The 16,815-nt window shown below is 68.2% G+C and carries 15 protein-coding genes; 6 read left to right on the top strand and 9 right to left on the bottom strand.

Translation table 11 applies throughout. The features are described 5' to 3' along the window. Nucleotides 1–54 precede the first annotated feature (54 nt). Nucleotides 55–1,821, top strand: a complete 1,767-nt coding sequence (locus B0920_RS01660; RefSeq protein ID WP_078030860.1) for a cyclic nucleotide-binding domain-containing thioredoxin-disulfide reductase — start codon at nt 55–57, stop codon at nt 1,819–1,821. Between the two features lie 142 nt (nt 1,822–1,963). Here the strand turns inward: B0920_RS01660 and B0920_RS01655 are convergent, their stop codons facing one another. The 3 genes from B0920_RS01655 to B0920_RS01645 form a co-directional block, all read right to left on the bottom strand. Next, nucleotides 1,964–2,425, bottom strand: coding sequence for a chemotaxis protein CheW (locus B0920_RS01655; RefSeq protein ID WP_078030859.1), 462 nt, complete (start codon nt 2,423–2,425; stop codon nt 1,964–1,966). Nucleotides 2,426–2,520: 95 nt separating this feature from the next. Further along, the gene (locus B0920_RS01650; protein ID WP_078030858.1) at nt 2,521–4,422 is read right to left on the bottom strand and encodes a flagellar assembly protein A; all 1,902 of its coding nucleotides are present in this window, start codon (nt 4,420–4,422) and stop codon (nt 2,521–2,523) included. Nucleotides 4,423–4,622: 200 nt separating this feature from the next. After that, complete coding sequence (locus B0920_RS01645; protein WP_078030857.1) at nt 4,623–5,000, bottom strand: hypothetical protein; 378 nt, start codon at nt 4,998–5,000, stop codon at nt 4,623–4,625. Nucleotides 5,001–5,271: 271 nt separating this feature from the next. On the opposite strand from B0920_RS01645, the gene ompR reads away from it, so the two are divergent. From ompR to B0920_RS01625, 4 genes are all read left to right on the top strand, one after another. After that, entirely contained in the window at nt 5,272–5,973 is a 702-nt protein-coding gene (ompR, locus tag B0920_RS01640) for a two-component system response regulator OmpR (RefSeq protein ID WP_229455535.1), read from the top strand. Continuing rightward, nucleotides 5,973–7,346, top strand: coding sequence for an ATP-binding protein (locus B0920_RS01635; protein WP_078030855.1), 1,374 nt, complete (start codon nt 5,973–5,975; stop codon nt 7,344–7,346). Before ompR ends, B0920_RS01635 begins: the two co-directional genes overlap by 1 nt. Nucleotides 7,347–7,357: 11 nt before the next feature. After that, entirely contained in the window at nt 7,358–7,810 is a 453-nt protein-coding gene (locus tag B0920_RS01630; RefSeq protein ID WP_078030854.1) for a hypothetical protein, read from the top strand. Between the two features lie 218 nt (nt 7,811–8,028). Beyond that, nucleotides 8,029–8,265 (top strand): hypothetical protein, encoded by a 237-nt coding sequence (locus B0920_RS01625; RefSeq protein ID WP_078030853.1) that lies wholly within the window; start codon nt 8,029–8,031, stop codon nt 8,263–8,265. Between the two features lie 116 nt (nt 8,266–8,381). Here the strand turns inward: B0920_RS01625 and B0920_RS01620 are convergent, their stop codons facing one another. From B0920_RS01620 to B0920_RS01610, 3 genes are all read right to left on the bottom strand, one after another. After that, nucleotides 8,382–9,182 carry a sterol desaturase family protein gene (locus B0920_RS01620; RefSeq protein WP_078030852.1) on the bottom strand — a complete coding sequence of 267 codons (801 nt, stop codon included), beginning with the start codon at nt 9,180–9,182 and terminating at the stop codon, nt 8,382–8,384. A gap of 13 nt (nt 9,183–9,195) precedes the next feature. Further along, nucleotides 9,196–9,924, bottom strand: a complete 729-nt coding sequence (locus B0920_RS01615) for a PEP-CTERM sorting domain-containing protein (protein WP_078030851.1) — start codon at nt 9,922–9,924, stop codon at nt 9,196–9,198. 262 nt (nt 9,925–10,186) lie between these two features. Further along, on the bottom strand, nt 10,187–11,146 hold the full coding sequence (locus tag B0920_RS01610; protein WP_078030850.1) for a threo-3-hydroxy-L-aspartate ammonia-lyase: 960 nt from the start codon (nt 11,144–11,146) through the stop codon (nt 10,187–10,189). Nucleotides 11,147–11,316: 170 nt separating this feature from the next. Here B0920_RS01610 and B0920_RS01605 point away from each other — a divergent pair, with 170 nt between their 5' ends. After that, nucleotides 11,317–11,697, top strand: a complete 381-nt coding sequence (locus B0920_RS01605; protein WP_078030849.1) for a hypothetical protein — start codon at nt 11,317–11,319, stop codon at nt 11,695–11,697. Nucleotides 11,698–11,721: 24 nt separating this feature from the next. Here B0920_RS01605 and B0920_RS01600 read toward each other — a convergent pair whose 3' ends face one another. The 3 genes from B0920_RS01600 to B0920_RS01590 all read right to left on the bottom strand — a co-directional run bounded on the left by B0920_RS01600 (nt 11,722) and on the right by B0920_RS01590 (nt 16,654). Next, entirely contained in the window at nt 11,722–14,700 is a 2,979-nt protein-coding gene (locus B0920_RS01600) for an EAL domain-containing protein (RefSeq protein ID WP_078030848.1), read from the bottom strand. Between the two features lie 115 nt (nt 14,701–14,815). Continuing rightward, complete coding sequence (locus B0920_RS01595) at nt 14,816–15,601, bottom strand: hypothetical protein (protein WP_078030847.1); 786 nt, start codon at nt 15,599–15,601, stop codon at nt 14,816–14,818. Nucleotides 15,602–15,754: 153 nt separating this feature from the next. Further along, nucleotides 15,755–16,654 (bottom strand): PhzF family phenazine biosynthesis protein, encoded by a 900-nt coding sequence (locus B0920_RS01590; RefSeq protein ID WP_078030846.1) that lies wholly within the window; start codon nt 16,652–16,654, stop codon nt 15,755–15,757. Nucleotides 16,655–16,815 lie beyond the last annotated feature (161 nt).

Here is a 16,815-nt window from a genome sequence, read left to right as displayed (position 1 = left end):
CTGGATCCATCGAGTAGACTGGCCCTCATCTTGCCACGCCCGACCGCATCCACCATGAATACCCCGCACCAGCCCCCCACGGATTTCCTGCCCGAATCGTCGAAGGACGAGCAGGCGCCCATCCTCGCGCAGTCGATCGCGCTGCGCCGCCACCAGGTCTTCCCCACCCTGTCGGAAGACGACGTCGCGCGCCTGCGCCGCTTCGGCGAGGTGCGTCATTACGGCGACGGCGAACGGGTGCTGCAAGCAGGCGTCACCTGCTTCGGCATGATGCTGGTCCTGTCCGGCCGCCTGAATATCTACCGCCAGGACGGGCTCGGCAATTCGGCCTTCATCACCTCGCACGGCCCGCGCGAATTCACCGGGGAGGTCTCCCAGCTGGCCGGCCGTCCTTCGATGGTCAACGCCATCGCCGCCGGTGCGCTGGAGGTGCTGGTGATCAGCCCCGAGCAGCTGCGCGCGCTGGTGATCGCAGAGGCCGACCTGGGCGAGCGCATCGTGCGTTCGCTGATCCTGCGCCGGGTGAACCTGTTCGACACCAATTCCGGCGGCCCGATCCTGATCGCGCCCGCCGGCCACCCGCGTCTGTTCTACCTGCAGAGCTTCCTGAACGCCAACGCCCACCCTCACCTCGTGCTCGACCCCGCCGTGAGCGAGCAAGCGCGCGCCCTGTGCGACCGCCACCACCCCACGCCCGAGGACTGGCCGCTGGTGGTCTGTCCGGACGGCGTGGTCAAGAAGAATCCGAGCAACGCCGACATGGGCTACTGCCTCGGCCTGCTGCCCGATCTCGACCCCGACAAGGTGTGGGACGTGATCGTGGTCGGCGCCGGCCCCGGCGGCCTGGCGGCCTCGGTGTACGCCGGTTCCGAGGGCCTGTCGGTGCTGGTGCTGGAGCAGCGCGCCTACGGCGGCCAGGCCGGCGCCAGCGCGCGCATCGAGAACTACCTGGGCTTCCCGACCGGGATCTCGGGCGGGGCCCTGACCGGGCGCGCCTACGTGCAGGCGATGAAGTTCGGGGTGCAGGTGGCGATTCCGGCCACCGCCAAGCGCCTGCTGTGCGACAACGCGCCGCTCGAGGTCGAGCTGTGCTCGGGCAAGCGGGTGCGCGGGCGCACCGTGGTGCTGGCCTGCGGCGCGCGCTACCGCCGCCCTTCCCTGGCCAACATCCGCCACCTGGAGGGGCGCGGCATCTATTACTGGGCTTCGCGCATCGAGGCCAACCTGTGCAAGGAGCAGGAAGTGATCCTGGTCGGCGGGGGCAACTCCGCGGGCCAGGGCGCGGTGTTCCTGTCGGGGCACGCGAAGAAGGTGCACATGGTGATCCGCGGCGAAGGGCTGAAGGCGACCATGTCGACCTACCTGATCGAGCGCATCAAGGCCACGCCCAACATCGAGCTGCACACCCATACCGAGATCGTGGGGCTGGAGGAAGACCAGGACGGCCTGCGCCGGGTGGCCCTGCTCGACAAGCGCAGCGGACAGGAATCGACCTGCGAGGTGCGGCGCGTGTTTCTGTTCATCGGGGCCGACCCGAATACCGACTGGCTGCGCGACTGCGCGGTGGAAATGGACGAACTGGGCTTCGTGCGCACCGGCAGCGCGGCCGGCAAGGCGCGCTGCCGGGACGGCGAGCCGGACACGCAGGATGCGCGTGAAGCGCTCGAGCGGGCCAGCCTGGAAACCAGCGTGCCCGGCATCTTCGCGATTGGCGACGTGCGGGCCGGCTCGACCAAGCGGGTGGCGGCGGGCGTGGGTGAAGGCGCGCAGGTGGTGGCGCAGATCCATGCCTACCTGGCCACCCTGCCGCAGGAGGCCTGAGCGCGCTGTGATCCGCCACGCTTACACGCGAGTCCCGCTGCGTATGATCGTCGTTCCGCCGCCACCGGCGTGACGCGCTATCGGTCCACATGCAGACCGGGGTCTGACGCGGCCGAACATGCCGTCACCGGACGAAGGAGTATCACGCCACCCGCTTAGCCCGCCCCACCGGCGCCAGCGACATCAGCCGGTCGATGTCCACCAGCACCAGCCTCCTGTCCTGGGCCACGCCCATCCCGATCAGGTAGTCGGCCACGTGCGCGCCCGGCAAGGGCCGGATCTGGGACGGCAGCAGCCGCACCACGTCGTTGACCTTCTCCACCACCAGGCCCGCCAGGCAGGACGCCAGGCGCACGATCATGACGTCGGTGTCCGGATGCGGCGCACCCGCGCCCGGGGCGAAGGCCGCGCGCAGGTCCACCACAGGCAGGATCACGCCGCGCGACAAGGCCACGCCGCCGATGATCTCGCCGTCGGCGGCGAAGCGCTCCAGCGACTTCAGGGGCTTGAGCTCCTGGACCTTGGCGCTGTCGAGACCATACTCGAGGCCTCCCAGGGTGAAACTGAGGAAATCCTGCGGCGTCGCGGCGGTGTCGGCGTGCATGGCGGTCCTTTCGGAGATTTCTTACAACGAACTCCATCTTACGAGCCCGCCGCCAGCGCCTTGTTGACTGCAGTCAACTGTATGAAACGCGAAGTCTAGCCTGCCGCAGCTGTGCTGTCGTCCCAGCGGAAACTCCCCTCGGCGCCGGCGAACAGCAGCTCGGTGCCGACCGCCTCGCGCACCCGCGACTTGACCTCGCGCGGGGCGACATCGTAAACGCTGCCGGCATCCGGTTCGTAGGCCATGGCGCGCACCTGCAGCTCGCCTTCGATCTGACCGATCTCGACCTGGGCCGAGCCGGCGCGCGCAGCGCGCTGGGTTTCGAGCTGGGCCAGGAAGGCGGCGCCGGCCTGCTGTTCCTGCTCGGCCGCCTTGAGCTCGTGCGTCAGCCGTCCCAGCTCGCGCAGCGCCGGCAGCACCGCCTGCGCCAGGCGCGTGAACTGCGGCTGCTGCTGGGGGCTCAGCACCAGCTCGCCCTTGCGGATGCGCGGCGCCAGCTGCAGATACTTGCGCAGCTCGGGCTCGGCGCCGAGCGCGTCGCGCGCGGCGCGGTGTTGGGCCGCCAGCTCGCCGAACTGGGCCACGCGTTCGCGCACCTGGGCCTGGGCGTCGAGGATGCGCGAACAGTCCGGCCGCAGCACGTAGACTAGCATCTCGTTCTGGCGGCGCGGCGCGGCGCTGCCGATGCGCAGTCTGCGCCCGGCGATGGCGCAGCCTTCGGCCTGGCCCACCTCGACCTCGAGCGCCAGGATCTCGCAGTTGACCGCCTGCTCCACCACCACCTTCGCGCCCGAGATCACGCAGTTCTCGGCGCGGCCGACGCGCACCTCGCCGTCCGCGCTCTGGATCACGGCGCCGGACGCGGTGCCGCGCACCGTGACCGGCCCTTTGGCGTTGCGCGCGCTGCCGCCCACCAGGTTGCGGTTGAGCAGGACCACGCCGCCGCGCGAGACCACGTTGCCGTAGACGTCGGCGTGCACCGTGATGCCCTCGCCTTCGATGATGCGCTGCTCCTGCACCTCGCCGAATTCCTCGTAGTCGCCGGTCAGGTTCAGGTTGCCGGTGGTGCGGGCGCTGACGCCGTCGCGGCTGACGATCTTGTCGCCGACTTCGATGCGGCTGGTCTTCGGATCGACGTTGAGGAAACCGTCCTGCTGGGCCACCAGGAATTCGCCGTCCGGGGCCTGCAGCACGCGCGTGCCCTGCCCGGCGTACATCCCGAGTTCGAGGTCCTTGGGGATCTCGGGCGCGATCGGGATGCCGGACAGGTCGAAGCCCGGCTCGCCCGCCTCGCGCGGCAGCTTTTGCAGCAGGCGCTCGCCGGCGCGGATCTGGGGGAAGCGGTTCTGGAAGCTCATCAGGTCGAGCTTGCCGTTGGCCAGCTCACGCGGCGCGTCGCTGCGGTGCAGGTCGCGCGAGACCTCGACCACGCGCGCATCCAGGCCCGCGCGCGGCGGCAGGCGGCGCGCCACCGTGTAGCGGCCGGCGGCGGCGCTCTCGATGGCGTCGCGGATCGCCTCGACGTCGACGCCGAAGCGGATCCCCTTCATCCACATGTCGGCGATGAACTCGTCGACGTCGAGCCGGGTCGGCTGCTCCTCGCCGTCGGGGCCGGGCAGGAACACCGGCTCGAAGTAGTACTCGGCCTGGCCATCGGCGATCTTCACCGAGCGGTACAGGGCGCGCCGGCTGGGGGCGAACGGCAGGATGTCGTCGGCGATGCGCACCACCGCCTGGCCACGTTCATCGCGCGGCAGCTCGGGGCCGTGGCCGTACAAGGCCTTGATCAGGACCGGGTAGTCGACGCCGGAAAAATACTGGTTGGAGAGCAGGATGCCGTCCACCGCCGCGATCAGGGTGGTGCCCAGCACCTGCGGATCGGCGTACACCCCGTCGGGCCGCCTGGCGATGCAGTGCTCCGGCCCGGCGCCCGCGAAACGGGGAACCGGGACAGGCACGGCAGGTGGCACGGCGGCAGGCACGGCGGGGTTGATCATTCACGCTCCAGTTACGGGGGATCTAGGCATGCGGCGCAATGCCTACAGTAAGCCCGGCGTAAGGGTAGCATGTTGCGGAAGATAAATAAACATATTGCAACTAGATTTCCGGATAGAAATTTTCTATGCCGGTGGAATGAGCGATTGCGCAAAAAGAAAACGGCGCCCGAAGGCGCCGTCGATGGGAGGCAGGCTGCTGATCAGCGGCGCTGCGCGTTCGGGTAGATATCCCGGCGCGCCTCGTTGATCTGGCGCCGCAGGTCGCTGCGTTCGTCCGGCGTCATGCGGCGTTCGCCGCGCGATTCCTGGCGCTCGTAGTCGCGGCGCTGCTCGCGCATCTGCATTTCGTACAGACGCTGCTGCTCCATCATGCGCTGCTGCTCGAGTCGCTGTTCCTGGGCTTGCATCTGGTAGCGGTCGCGCATGCCCTGCTCGTCGCGACGGCCGCGGTCCTGGGCCATCGCGCCGGCGCCGAGGGCGGCCATGAGGCAGGCGAGCACCCCGTGGCGCACGAACCGGGCCAGGCGGCCATGGCCGCTGCCGGGTGCTGCTTGGATGTCGTTGAGGGCGTCTTTCATGGTGTTCCTCTTCCGCGATGCCTTATAAACAGATAAGCTGTGATGACCACTTGCCGCCAGTGTATGTGCATCCCGCCTGAGGTGTAAGCGTGATTGGGTAAAGTTTGTAACACAATGTAATGGATGGGGCATGTGGTCGATATGCCTAAGCTATAAGACGTTACCATAGCGACATTCTTCTGACAATTCTGGACGCCACATGAGTGCATCTTCTTCGAATCCTGGAAACAACACTGGCGCCGGCGCGCAGGCCGGTCATGCCGCGAAGATCATGGTCGTCGACGACGACGTGCGCCTGCGCGACCTGCTGCGCCGCTACCTGACCGAACAGGGTTTTCAGGTGGTGACGGCGGAAAGCGCGCCGGCCATGAACAAGCTCTGGCTGCGCGAGCGCTACGACCTGCTGGTGCTCGACCTGATGCTGCCGGGCGAGGACGGCCTCTCGATCTGCCGCCGCCTGCGCGGGGCCGGGGACCAGACCCCGATCATCATGCTGACCGCCAAGGGCGAGGACGTGGACCGCATCGTCGGCCTCGAGATGGGCGCGGACGACTACCTGCCCAAGCCCTTCAACCCGCGTGAGCTGGTGGCCCGCATCAACGCGGTGCTGCGCCGCAAGGGCCCGGACGAGATTCCCGGCGCGCCCAGCGAGACCCCGCAGACCTTCGAATTCGGCGACTTCGTGCTCGACCTGGGCACGCGCACGCTCAAGAAGAACGGCGAGACCGTGCCCCTGACCACCGGCGAATTCTCGGTGCTCAAGGTGTTCGCGCGCCATGCGCGCCAGCCGCTGTCGCGCGAGAAGCTGATGGAACTGGCGCGCGGCCGCGAGTACGAAGTCTTCGACCGCTCGCTCGACGTGCAGATCTCGCGCCTGCGCAAGCTGATCGAGCCCGATCCTTCCAGCCCGCTGTACATCCAGACCGTGTGGGGCCTTGGCTACGTCTTCATCCCTGAAGGACAGCCGCGCTAGTGTTCGCCCTGTTTTCGGCGGCGCGCCGCGCCGCGCGCTTCGCCTGGTACAAGAGCGGCCTGTTCTGGCGCACCTTCTTCCTGCTGTCGGTGCTGACCGCGCTCTCGATCGGCTCCTGGGTCGGCATGATCAGCGTGTTCCAGCGCGGTCCCCAGGTCGAGCAGACCGCCGAGCTGGTGGTCTCGGTGGTGACCATCACCAAGGCCGCCCTCACCCACTCGGCGCCCGACCTGCGGCGCGAGCTGCTGTTCGAGCTGGTCTCGAACGAGGGCATCCGCATCTTCACCCTCGAGGATTCCGACGTCGTCGAGCCGCCGCCCAACAATCCCCTGATGCCCGAGATCGCGGCCAAGGTGCGCGAGAAGCTGGGCAAGGACACGCGCTTCTCGAGCCGCGTGAACGGAGTCGCCGGCTTCTGGATCAGCTTCAACATCGAGGACGACAAGTACTGGCTGATGCTCGAACGCGAGCGCCTGGCGACCCTCACCCGCGTGCAGTGGCTGGGCTGGGCGACCCTGGTCGGCCTGCTGTCGCTGGTGGGCGCGGCATTGATCTCGAGCCTGGTCAACCTGCCGCTGGCGCGCCTGACCGCGGCGGCGCGCGCGATCGGCCGCGGCGAGCGCCCTTCCCCGCTGCCGGAAAAAGGCTCGCAGGAGATCATCGAGGCCAACCGCAGCTTCAACCAGATGGTGGAGGACCTGGCCCAGGTCGAGAAGGACCGTGCCGTGATCCTGGCCGGCATCTCGCACGACCTGCGCACGCCGCTGGCGCGCATGCAGCTCGAGGTCGAGATGGCCAACCTGTCGCAGGAGGCGCGCGACGGCATGCAGTCGGACATCGCCCAGATGGACGCCATCATCGGCCAGTTCCTCGACTACGCCAAGCCGACCGACGCCGCCACCTTCGTGGCGGTGAACCTGTCCGAGATGCTGGCGGACGTCGGGCGCGAGGCCGGCCGCATCCGCGACCTGCGCGTCAAGTGCGACCTGATGCCGGGCGTGCACGTGCTGGGCAACGCCACCGACCTGCGGCGCGTGGTCAACAACATCATCGAGAACGCGCGCCGCTACGGCAAGACCCCGGGCCAGGACATCACCGAGATCCACATCCTGCTGCGGGTGAAGTCGACCGCCCACGGACGGCGCGCGGTGGTCGACATCTGCGACCATGGCGTGGGCGTGCCGCCCGACCAGATCGAACAGCTGATGAAGCCCTTCACGCGCCTGGACACCGCGCGCGGCCAGGCCAACGGCGCCGGCCTGGGCTTGGCCATCGTCGAGCGCGTGCTGACCCGCCACAACGCCGAACTGGCGGTGCGCAACCGCGATGGCGGCGGGCTGCTGGTGCAGATCGCGCTGCCGCTGGCGAGCTAGGGCGAGGATCGATGCGCCTGCGCCAGACCATCGCCGTCCTGCTGGTCCTGCTGCCCGCGCTCCCGGCCCAGGCCCAGGACTTCAGGCGCGAGCCTCCGGGCGCGGCCTGGTATATCCCGCCGATCAATCCGGTCCCGCACTGGTACGAAGTACGCGGCGGCAGCTGGCGGGTCCCGCCTGAAACGCTGCAGGAACTGCGGTCCCTGATCGACAGGGAGATCGGCCGCAACAAGCACTTCTTTCCCGAGGGGACTCCCCCACGGTATGCGATCCAGTTCCGTGGGGAGAACGTGGAGGGGCGCCAGGTGGTGGAAGTGGTCGGCGCCTGCGACGCCCTCGGCGAGTCCGACTGGCGCTTGTCGCAGCAGTTCATCCGGGTCCACGATGGCGGCAAGTGCTATTTCGAGGCCGATTACCGCCCCGAGGACAAGCGCTTGCGCTTCAGCTACCACGGCTACGCCTGAGCAGCCACGCCTTGCCGGGGTGGCAACTGGGACATTTTGTCCCGATGTATGGAAATTGCTTTTGCCTAGAATCCGGGTGAGCGTGCACGAAAGCGCTGCACGCCCGGCGTCGCGCCGAGCTGATCAACTGCGTGTCGGGATGACGCACGATGAGTGCGCGCCGGGGCCACGCTCCCCGCGACAGATCGTGTCACTCACCGCCTGGAAGACTCAATATCATGGAATGGTTCCCTATCGCTGCCGGCACCTTCAAGGTCATCGCCTTATGCGTCGGCATGTTCTTCGCCATCAAATGGCACTACGACCAGGGCAAGAAGGGAAAGGCAAGCGACACGCGCGCCCTGCTGCGCACCAGCGGCATGGTGGCCGTGGGCTTCGTGCTGGTGCTTCTCGCCCTGGGCTTGCTCACCTTCGCGCTTGGGACCAGGCTAGGCCTGGACCTGCGCATGCCCTGAAGGCATGACGCAGGCGATTACTGTCCAGCGAGACAGCGGCTATGGTCGGAATGTGTAGCGCATGTCATGCAAGCGCGGACCTGATCGCCTGAGCCCCGCGAGGCGCGGCCGCGCAGTCAGCGCGCCAGCTTGGCCGGCAGCAGCGGATCGAGCAGCTGAGCACCCAGGCTGGCCGGCTGCGGCGTGTCGGTGCCCACCTCTTCCGGCCAGTGGCGCGGCAGGTAATGCGTCCCGAACAGCCGGTCCAGCACCGGCAGGGTCGAGGCGTAATTGCGGTTGATGTGCTCGCGCCGGCTGTGGTGCCAGTGATGGAAGGCCGGCGTGCTCACCAGCCATTCGAGCGGTCCGAAGCGCCAGCGCAGGTTGGCGTGGATGAAGAAACCCCACATCGTTCCCAACACCAGCAGCAGCGCCGGCGTGCCGCTCCCGGCCACCGACGGGCTCGCCAATCCCAGCAGGTACAGGGGCACAAGACCGAACAGGCGGGTCACCACCAGGTCGACCGGATGCGAGCGCGTGTTGGCCAGGAAGTGCATGTGTTCGGTCGCGTGGTGCAGCGCGTGGAAGCGCCACAGCCAGGGCAGCTCATGGCTGAGCCGATGCCCCCAGTAGAAGCCGGTCTCGGCGACCACGAAGCCGAGCGCGATGCGCGCCGCCAGCGGCAGCCCGGCAAGCGCCTGCGTCAAGGCATCCGGCACCAGCAGGCGCGCGGCCGCCGCCAGTGCCGCCATCGGCAGGCTGAGCAGCACCGCCGGCAGCAGGCCGCTGAGGAAGTAGTAGGCGAGGTCCTGGCCCAGCACGCGGCGCGCGCCGCTGCGCGGCCGGCCGAACCAGCGCTCGAGCGGCACGAACAGCGCGCTCAGCAGCGCCAGCCAGGCGCACAGGCGCAGCGTGGTGGCGACGAAGTCGGCCAGCATGCGCCGCCCCGGTTCAGGCCTGGGGACGGCGGCGGCGCGCGGCCAGCAGGCCCGCTCCGCCGAGGAAAAGGGCCCAGGTCGCGGGCTCGGGCACCTGGTTGGCGTCCAGCGACACGTTATCCAGCAGCATGAAGGGCGGGCCGCCGCGCGAGCCGCCCAGGGCCAGGAAGGACAGGACTTCGCTGGCGCTGGTGGCGGTGAATTCCATGGTCGCGCTCTTCCAGCCGCTGAAGCCGCCGGCGGCGAGATCGAGGGCCTCGGTGCTGCGGGTATCGCCGCCGAGCTTCACCTGCCACTGGTTGTTCTTGTTGATGCCGTCGAAGCCGGCCTGCTGGCCCACGGCGTAGTCGAAGCTCAGGGTGTAGGTAAGACCGACGGTCAAGCCGTTGATGGTCTGCGACAGCACGCCGGGATAGTACTGGGCGTCGGAGGCGAACACATTGCCGGCGCCGGCCGGCATGCTGTAACCGTTGTTCTCGCTCCTGAAGGCGATGGCCGAGGCGTTGGTGTGCATGATCGTGCTGTCGAGCACGAAGTTGTAGCCGCCGTCATTGCCGTTGCTGCTGGTCCAGCCGGTCAGGGTCGTGCGGTCGGCGCGGTCGGATGGGCTGGACGACAGCTGCTTGTTGCTGCCGTTGCCGGTCAGCTCGAAGCTGCCGTTGGTGATCAGGGAGGCGTTGGCGGCGCCCGCGTAGAGCGCGGCGGCGGCGGACAGGGACAGCAGTACAGCAGGAATGCGCATGAATAAGCTCCAGTCGAATGGGGACAGTAGTGAAAACTGCCGGCATTGGCTGGGCCGACAACACGTTCGCGCGGGCGAACTGAAGAATTAGTGGTGCCAGGAACGTTTCTATTTTGAAAAGTTTATTGCACGGATGGCATTCTATCAGAGAATCTTGAACAGAGGTAAATACTGAAGAGCAAACGTTGCAGCTACGCCCTTCCCTCTCCCATCAGGCAGAGGCGAAGGCGTAGCGGACAAGGAGGCGGGGTGGCGGCGCGCTTCAGCCCATCAGGCTGGCGAAGCGCGGCAGGTCGATGTTGCCGCCGCTGACCAGGATGCCGATGCGCTTGCCCTTGAGGCTGTCCTTCATCTTGCGCGCCGCTGCGAAGCCCAGGCAGCCGGTCGGCTCGACCACGATCTTCATGCGCTCGGCGAAGAAGCGCATGCAGGCCACCAGCTCGTCGTCGCTGACGGTGAGGATGTCGTCCACGTCGCGCTGGATGATGGGGAAGGTCAGCTTGCCCAGGTGCTGGGTCTGTGCGCCGTCGGCGATGGTCTTGGGCGTGTCGATGTGCACGATCTCGCCCTTGCGGAAGGACTGCTGGCCATCGTTGCCGGCTTCCGGTTCGACCCCATACAGGCTGCAGTCGGGCGCGAGCGCGCGCGTCGACAGTGCCGAACCCGACAGCAGGCCGCCGCCGCCCAGGCAGACGAAGAAGGCGTCCAGCGGGCCGGTCTCCTCGAACAGCTCCTTGGCCGCCGTGCCCTGCCCGGCGATCACGTCCGGGTGGTCGTAGGGCGGCACCAGGGTCAGGCCGTCCTTCTCGGCCAGCGCGCGGCCGATGGCTTCGCGGTCCTCGGTATAGCGGTCGTAGAACACCACCTTGCCGCCATAGCCCTGGGTCGCGGCGACCTTCGCCGCCGGGGCGTCGTGGGGCATGATGATGGTGGCCGGCATGCCCAGCAGGCGGGCCGACAGGGCCACCGCCTGCGCGTGGTTGCCGGACGAGAAGGCGACCACGCCGGCCCGGCGCTGCTCCGGGCTGAAGCGCGACAGCGCGTTGTAGGCGCCGCGGAACTTGAAGGCGCCCATGCGCTGCATGTTCTCGCACTTGAAGAAGACCTCGGCGCCGAACTCCTCGTTGGCGGTGCGCGATGTCAGGACCGGGGTGTGGTTGGCGGCGCCGGCGATGCGGGCGGCGGCCTGGACCACGTCGTCATAGGTGGGGAGCAGACTCATGGGGGGCTTCCTGTTCGATGATCTCGCCGCGGCGGCGCGCCGTGGCCTCGTGCATTGTAAGCCAGGCGCCGGGCGATTGTAAAAAAGCAAGGCGCGCCACCGTGAGTCAACGAACAGAAGGCGAGGCGGGCCGGGCCGACAATGGAGGCATCACGAACGAGGAGCCGACCATGAAGCGTATCCTGTGCCAACTCAGCCTGATCGCCGCCACGGCGGCGGCCGCGCCCGCGGTCCTTGCCGGCAACGCGATCCTCAAGTGCATCGATCGCGACGGCCATGTCACCCTGACCGACCAGGCTTGCGCCGAGGGCAGCACCACGGTACGCATGGTCCACATGCCGGCGCCCGCGCATGCGGAGCCGGTGCAGCCCTATCCGATGACGGCCGAGCGCAGCAGCATGCCGCCGCCCCGCGCCGAGATCCGGCGCGCCGCGCCGAGCCGCGTGAAAGCCAAGCCGATGCAGCGCGACGTCGCCACCCTGAAGGCGGCGCGGGCCCAGTTCCTGCTGGGCGACAGCAGCGTCCGCCCTACCCTGGCGGGGCTGCAATAACGCAGGCCGGCGCGCGCCGGCCCTTCAGTGCAGGCGGCTGACGCTCGCCAGGTGCGGCGGCGTTGGCGTGGCCAGCTCGCGCATCAGTTCCAGCAGCGCCTCGTCCTTGATGAAGCTGGCCGAGGACTTCGCTTCCAGGATCTGCTCCGGCGGCAGCGAACGCGCCACCACCCAGCCCTGCACGTAGTCCACCCCGATCTCGTGCAGGGTGCGCACCGTCTCCGCATCCTCCGCCCATTCCGCGATGGTCTTCATGCCCAGGTTCACCGCCAGGCTGACGATGGCTTCGACGATGGCCACGTTGGCCGGGTGGGCATTGATGTTGACGATGAAGTTGCCGTCGATTTTCAGCACGTCGGCCGGCAATTCCTTGAGGTAGGAGAAGGAGGTATAGCCGGCGCCGAAGTCGTCCAGCGCCACCTTGCAGCCGAAATTGCGCACCTGGTCGATGAAGCGGCGCGTGTTGTCCAGGTCGTGCAGGGCCACGCTTTCGGTGATCTCCAGGCACAGGCGGCTGGCGACGTGCACGTAGCGGCCCAGGATGTCGAAGGTGTCCTGCACGAAGCGCTCGTCGTTGAGCGAGGCGCCCGACAGGTTCATGCAGACGAAACGGGTGTTGACCAGCTCCTCGGCGTGCTCGGCGATCCAGGCCAGGGTGCTCGACAGCACCCAGCGGTCGATCACGCTGGCGCGCCCGCTCTTCTCGGCGGCGGCGATCACCGGGCCGGCCGGCACCACGCGGCCGTCCGGCTCGCGCATGCGCAGCAGCACCTCGAAATTCAGCGATTCGCCCGGCGACTTGAGCGACATGATCGGCTGCATCTCCAGCAGCAGGTTGTCGGTGGCGTTGGGGCCGGACAGGCGCGCCACCAGGTCCAGCTCGGCCGCGCGCTGGCGGAAGGCGTCGGCGCCGCGCTCGTAGATCACCAGGCCGTCGCCGGCGCCGGTCTTGGCTTCGCGGCAGGCGCGGTCGGCGGTCGAGACCGCGTCCTTCATGGCCATGCCCGGCCCCACTTCGATCAGGCCGACCGAGGCGCGCACGTGGAAGGCCTTGTCGCCCACCCGGTAGGGCGTGTTGCCGAGGCGGTCGACGATGCCGCGGCAGATGATGCCGGCCAGCGGGATCGCCGTCTCCGGCATCACGATTACGAATTCGTCGCCGCCCACGCGGCCGATCTGCTGGCCGCCGGCCAGCATGGTGCCCATGCGCTCGCAGACCTGGCGCAGCACTTCGTCGCCGGCCGCGTGGCCGAACAGGTCGTTGATCAGCTTGAAGCGGTCGAGGTCGACGTAGGCCAGGGCCATCGGCCGGCCCAGCGCCAGCGAGGCCGCGGCGGCCGTGAATTCCTTCTCGATCCCGCGCCGGTTGTAGACCTTGGTCAGCGGGTCGTTGTTGGCCATGAAGCGCAGCTGCTCGGTGGCCTTGTACTTTTCGGTGGTGTCCTGCAGCACGCCTTCGATGCGCGAGCGCGCCAGGGTGGCGCTGACCAGGAAGCGCTGGCTGCCGTCGCGGCTGGTCAGTTCCATCTCGGCCTCGGCCTTGGCGTGGACCTGCTCGTGCAGCTCAGTCCAGCTGAGCTCAGTGAAGAACTGGCGCCAGGCGGTGCGCCCTGGCGTGAAGGCGCCGATGCCGAGCATTTTCTGCAGGGCCGGGTTGACGCTCAGGAAGTGACCGTACATGTCGAGGGTGAACAGGCCGACCGGCATCGCCTTGTAGGCGTGTTCCAGTTCTTCCTGGGCCTCGCGCCGCCTCTCGGTCTCGCTGCGCATCTGCTCGGCCACGGCCAGCGCCGCCAGCAGGCTGGAGGCCAGCGCGGCGGTGACGCTGTTGATCACCCCGAGCAGCTCGCGCAGGCCGAGGGCGGCGGCGGCCACCTCGGCCATCGATGCCACGAAGGTCAGCGCGAACGAGGCCGCGAACCAGGACGCGACCCGGTTGCGCGACTCCACGATGATCTTGAACAGCCCGATCGTCATCAGGGCGAAGCAGCACACCACGATCACCCACATCAGCGGCAGGTAGACGCGGTAAGGCAGCAGGAGGGCGGCCAGCAGCATGGGCATGCACAGCCACTGCATGACCCGCATCGGGAGCACGTAGCGCATCTCGGCCAGGTGGTCCTTGAGCAGGGCCTGGTACAGGGTCAGGGTGGCGATGCCGTACAGGGTGATGGTCACCGAGCGGCTGCGCAGCAGCCAGTCGGAGGGGATGGCCTGGCCCAGCCACTGGATGTCCCAGCCGGCCGACAGCGCGCCCACGCGCAGGTTGAGGATCAGCCAGCCGGCGAACAGCACATACAGGGGCTGGCGGTTGATCAGGGCGGTGATCAGGACGAACAGGGCCAGCACGATCATGCCGCCGTCGAGCAGGCCCGACTTGCGGTGGTATTGCTCGACCGATTTCTCGAACTGCTCGGCCGGCCATTGCAGCACCGACAGGCGCGCCGGGCCGGAGAAGACGCCACGGCACAGCAACTGGCGCGGCAGGGGCGCGGCGCGCAGCACGAAGCCGGCCTTGGCCGCCTCGATCGCCCCGCTGCCGCCGGCGCGGGTGGCGCTGCCCAGCGGGACCAGCGGCGCGCCTTGTGGTGCGGCGGCGTCCCAGCAGGCGACTTCGAGCGAATGGCGCGAAGGGAATTCGATCACCTGCTCGCCGCCGCGCGGCATGGGCTCGAAAGAGAACCAGACCGGGGCTTCGGACAGATGGGTTTCGTGGCTGGCCACCAGCGGACCGGCCTCGGCGCGGGCCAGCGCGGCGGCGGGCGAGAGCGCGGCCGCAGGCGCCCCCGCAAGCGGGAGCTCCTCCTGGACCGTCACGTGCATGGCCAGCGGCACCTCGCCGCTGACCCGGTATTCATCGTGCCAGAAGATCAGCGCCACCAACGACACCAGCCCGATCCCGAAGGGTATCAGGTAGTAGCCGAACAGCTTCAGCACCAGCTCCACCGCGCCGTGGGCGGCGGCGGGAAGGGAGGAGCGAAACTTGAAAGGGGCAAAGGGCATAGGCGGTATCCGGACGAGCGCACGGCCGCAGCGAAACTGCGGCCGCTAAGGCGCAAGGATACCGCTTAATGTTGATGCCGTCATGCAATATTTGGGCCGACGGCGTCCTAAAGCCTCAGGCAACTGCCAATTCACAACGCTCATCAGCACGGTCGAGGACGAAGCCGCGCGGCATGGCCAGGGTCGGCGGGGGCGCGGCCGGTCCGATGTCGATGTCCGGATGATGGGTGTTGAAGAAGAAATTCAGCAGCGGATGGCCAGCCTGGGCCCAGCGTTCCTGGAAGGTGGCGATCTCGAAGGCCATGATGCGGTGCGGGATATTGCCCACATGGCGAAGCGGGACCGGGCCCTGCTCGGGGAAGACGTCGACGAACATCAGCTGCTCGTACTGGCGGTCCACCGGCGGCCGGCCGGTGGCCACCGACCAGTCGATCGCGTTGTCTTCGCAATACATGAAGCAGGCCTTGATCAGTGCAATCTTGACCATGCGCCCCACCCTGCCCTCGTCGATGCCGAGGCGGGTGGCCTCGACCAGGCGCTTGCCTTGCAGCCAGTCCGGCAACACGATGGACTCTTCCACGCCCAGCGGGCGGTAGAGGTTGGTGCGGATGCGGGTGCTGCCGATCGGCGTGCCGTCGAGCTTGGACTCGGCCAGCAGCACGACGGTGTCGTCGTCGTAGTCGGCGGCTTCCGGCTCGGCCAGGCTGCGCGCGAACTCCGGCACGTGGCGGGCATAGGCGGCGTGGCGGATCCGAACCGCCTTCAGCAGGTCGGACTCGGTTTCGACACGGCGGACGGTGAACGGGAGACGCTCGATCGAACGTCCCGCCGCGGCTTCGCGCGAGGTGCGCTGGCGCGAAGCTTTCGGTGGGTTGAACACGGCTGCAGGAAACAGCTCCATGGCGGGACTCCTTATTGATTGATTGAAACAGAACTTGTCTGCTTCAAATTATCAATCCGCCTATTCCCAATCTAACTGCTGAGCAGATGTGCTTTTCGCCCGTATATTTGACTTTTCGCAAAATGTCTGTGCGCCACTTAACTTAGTGCGCATCTAATCCATCATGCGCGCGCTGCCCGAAACGCGAATCGAGCCCCCGGGCCGGGCATCGAACTCTGCCGTCAGGCGCGAGCGCATGCCCATGTCCTCGCCCTGCACCACGTCGATCCGCCCGCAATGCGGCCAGCCCAGGTCGCGCAGGTAACCCGCCAGTGCGGCCGTGCCGGCCCCGGTGGCGGCATCCTCATAGACGCCGCCCGAGGCGAAGGGGTTGCGGGTGTGGAAATGCTGGGCGTCCTCGGCCCAGGCAAGCACCACAGTCACGAGGCCGTGCGCCTCCATGAAGACGCGGCCCGCCTCCAGGTCATAGGCCATGGCGGCCAGGCGTGCGCGGCTGTTCAAGGTGAGCACCAGGTGGTCGGCGCCGCCATGCGCCAGCGCGGGCGGGATGCGCGGGTCAAGATCGGCGCGGCTGTAGCCAAAAAGCGACAGCGCGGCCTCGACCACCTCGTCCGGAGCCGGTTTGGACCAGGTCGGCGGCGATTGCAGGGCTGCCAGCATGCGCTCGTCCTCGCGCCGGCCTTCCACCGTGATCGCGGCGGCGTTCAATTGCAGGGGGAATACGCCGTCGCCGTGGGCGCGCGCCAGCGCCGCGCCGAGGGCGATGGTGGCGTGGCCGCAGAAGGGCACTTCGGAAGCGGGCGAAAAATAGCGTACGCGCCAGCCCTGCCCTTCAGGGGCGGCGAAGACGGTCTCGGAAAAGCCGAGGGCATGGGCCAGCTCCTGCATCTCGGCCGCCGGCGGCAGGGAGGCGCCCAGCCAGACCCCGGCCGGGTTGCCGCCCTGGCCGGCGTCGTCGAAGGCGGCGATGCGCAGCACCTCCGCAAGGCGGGCGTGGTCGCCCGGGGTGGCGGGCGCCGGCGGGGGCGCGTGCGCGGTGTCGTTGCTGCTCATGGCCTTGGCTCGTCAAAAGAGAAACCGCCATGATAGCCCGGCATTGGCCCACGGCCTTGGCCCGCGCCGCTTGGCCTCGGCCAAGACCCACAAACTGGATTGTGGACCCGTGGCCTTGACCCGTGGCCTTGACCCGTGGACTTGAGCCGTGGCCGTGAACC

Origin of the sequence: Massilia sp. KIM, assembly GCF_002007115.1 — a bacterium.
In the GTDB taxonomy this organism is placed as follows: domain Bacteria; phylum Pseudomonadota; class Gammaproteobacteria; order Burkholderiales; family Burkholderiaceae_D; genus Telluria.
This window is presented reverse-complemented; position numbering and strand designations above follow the sequence as displayed.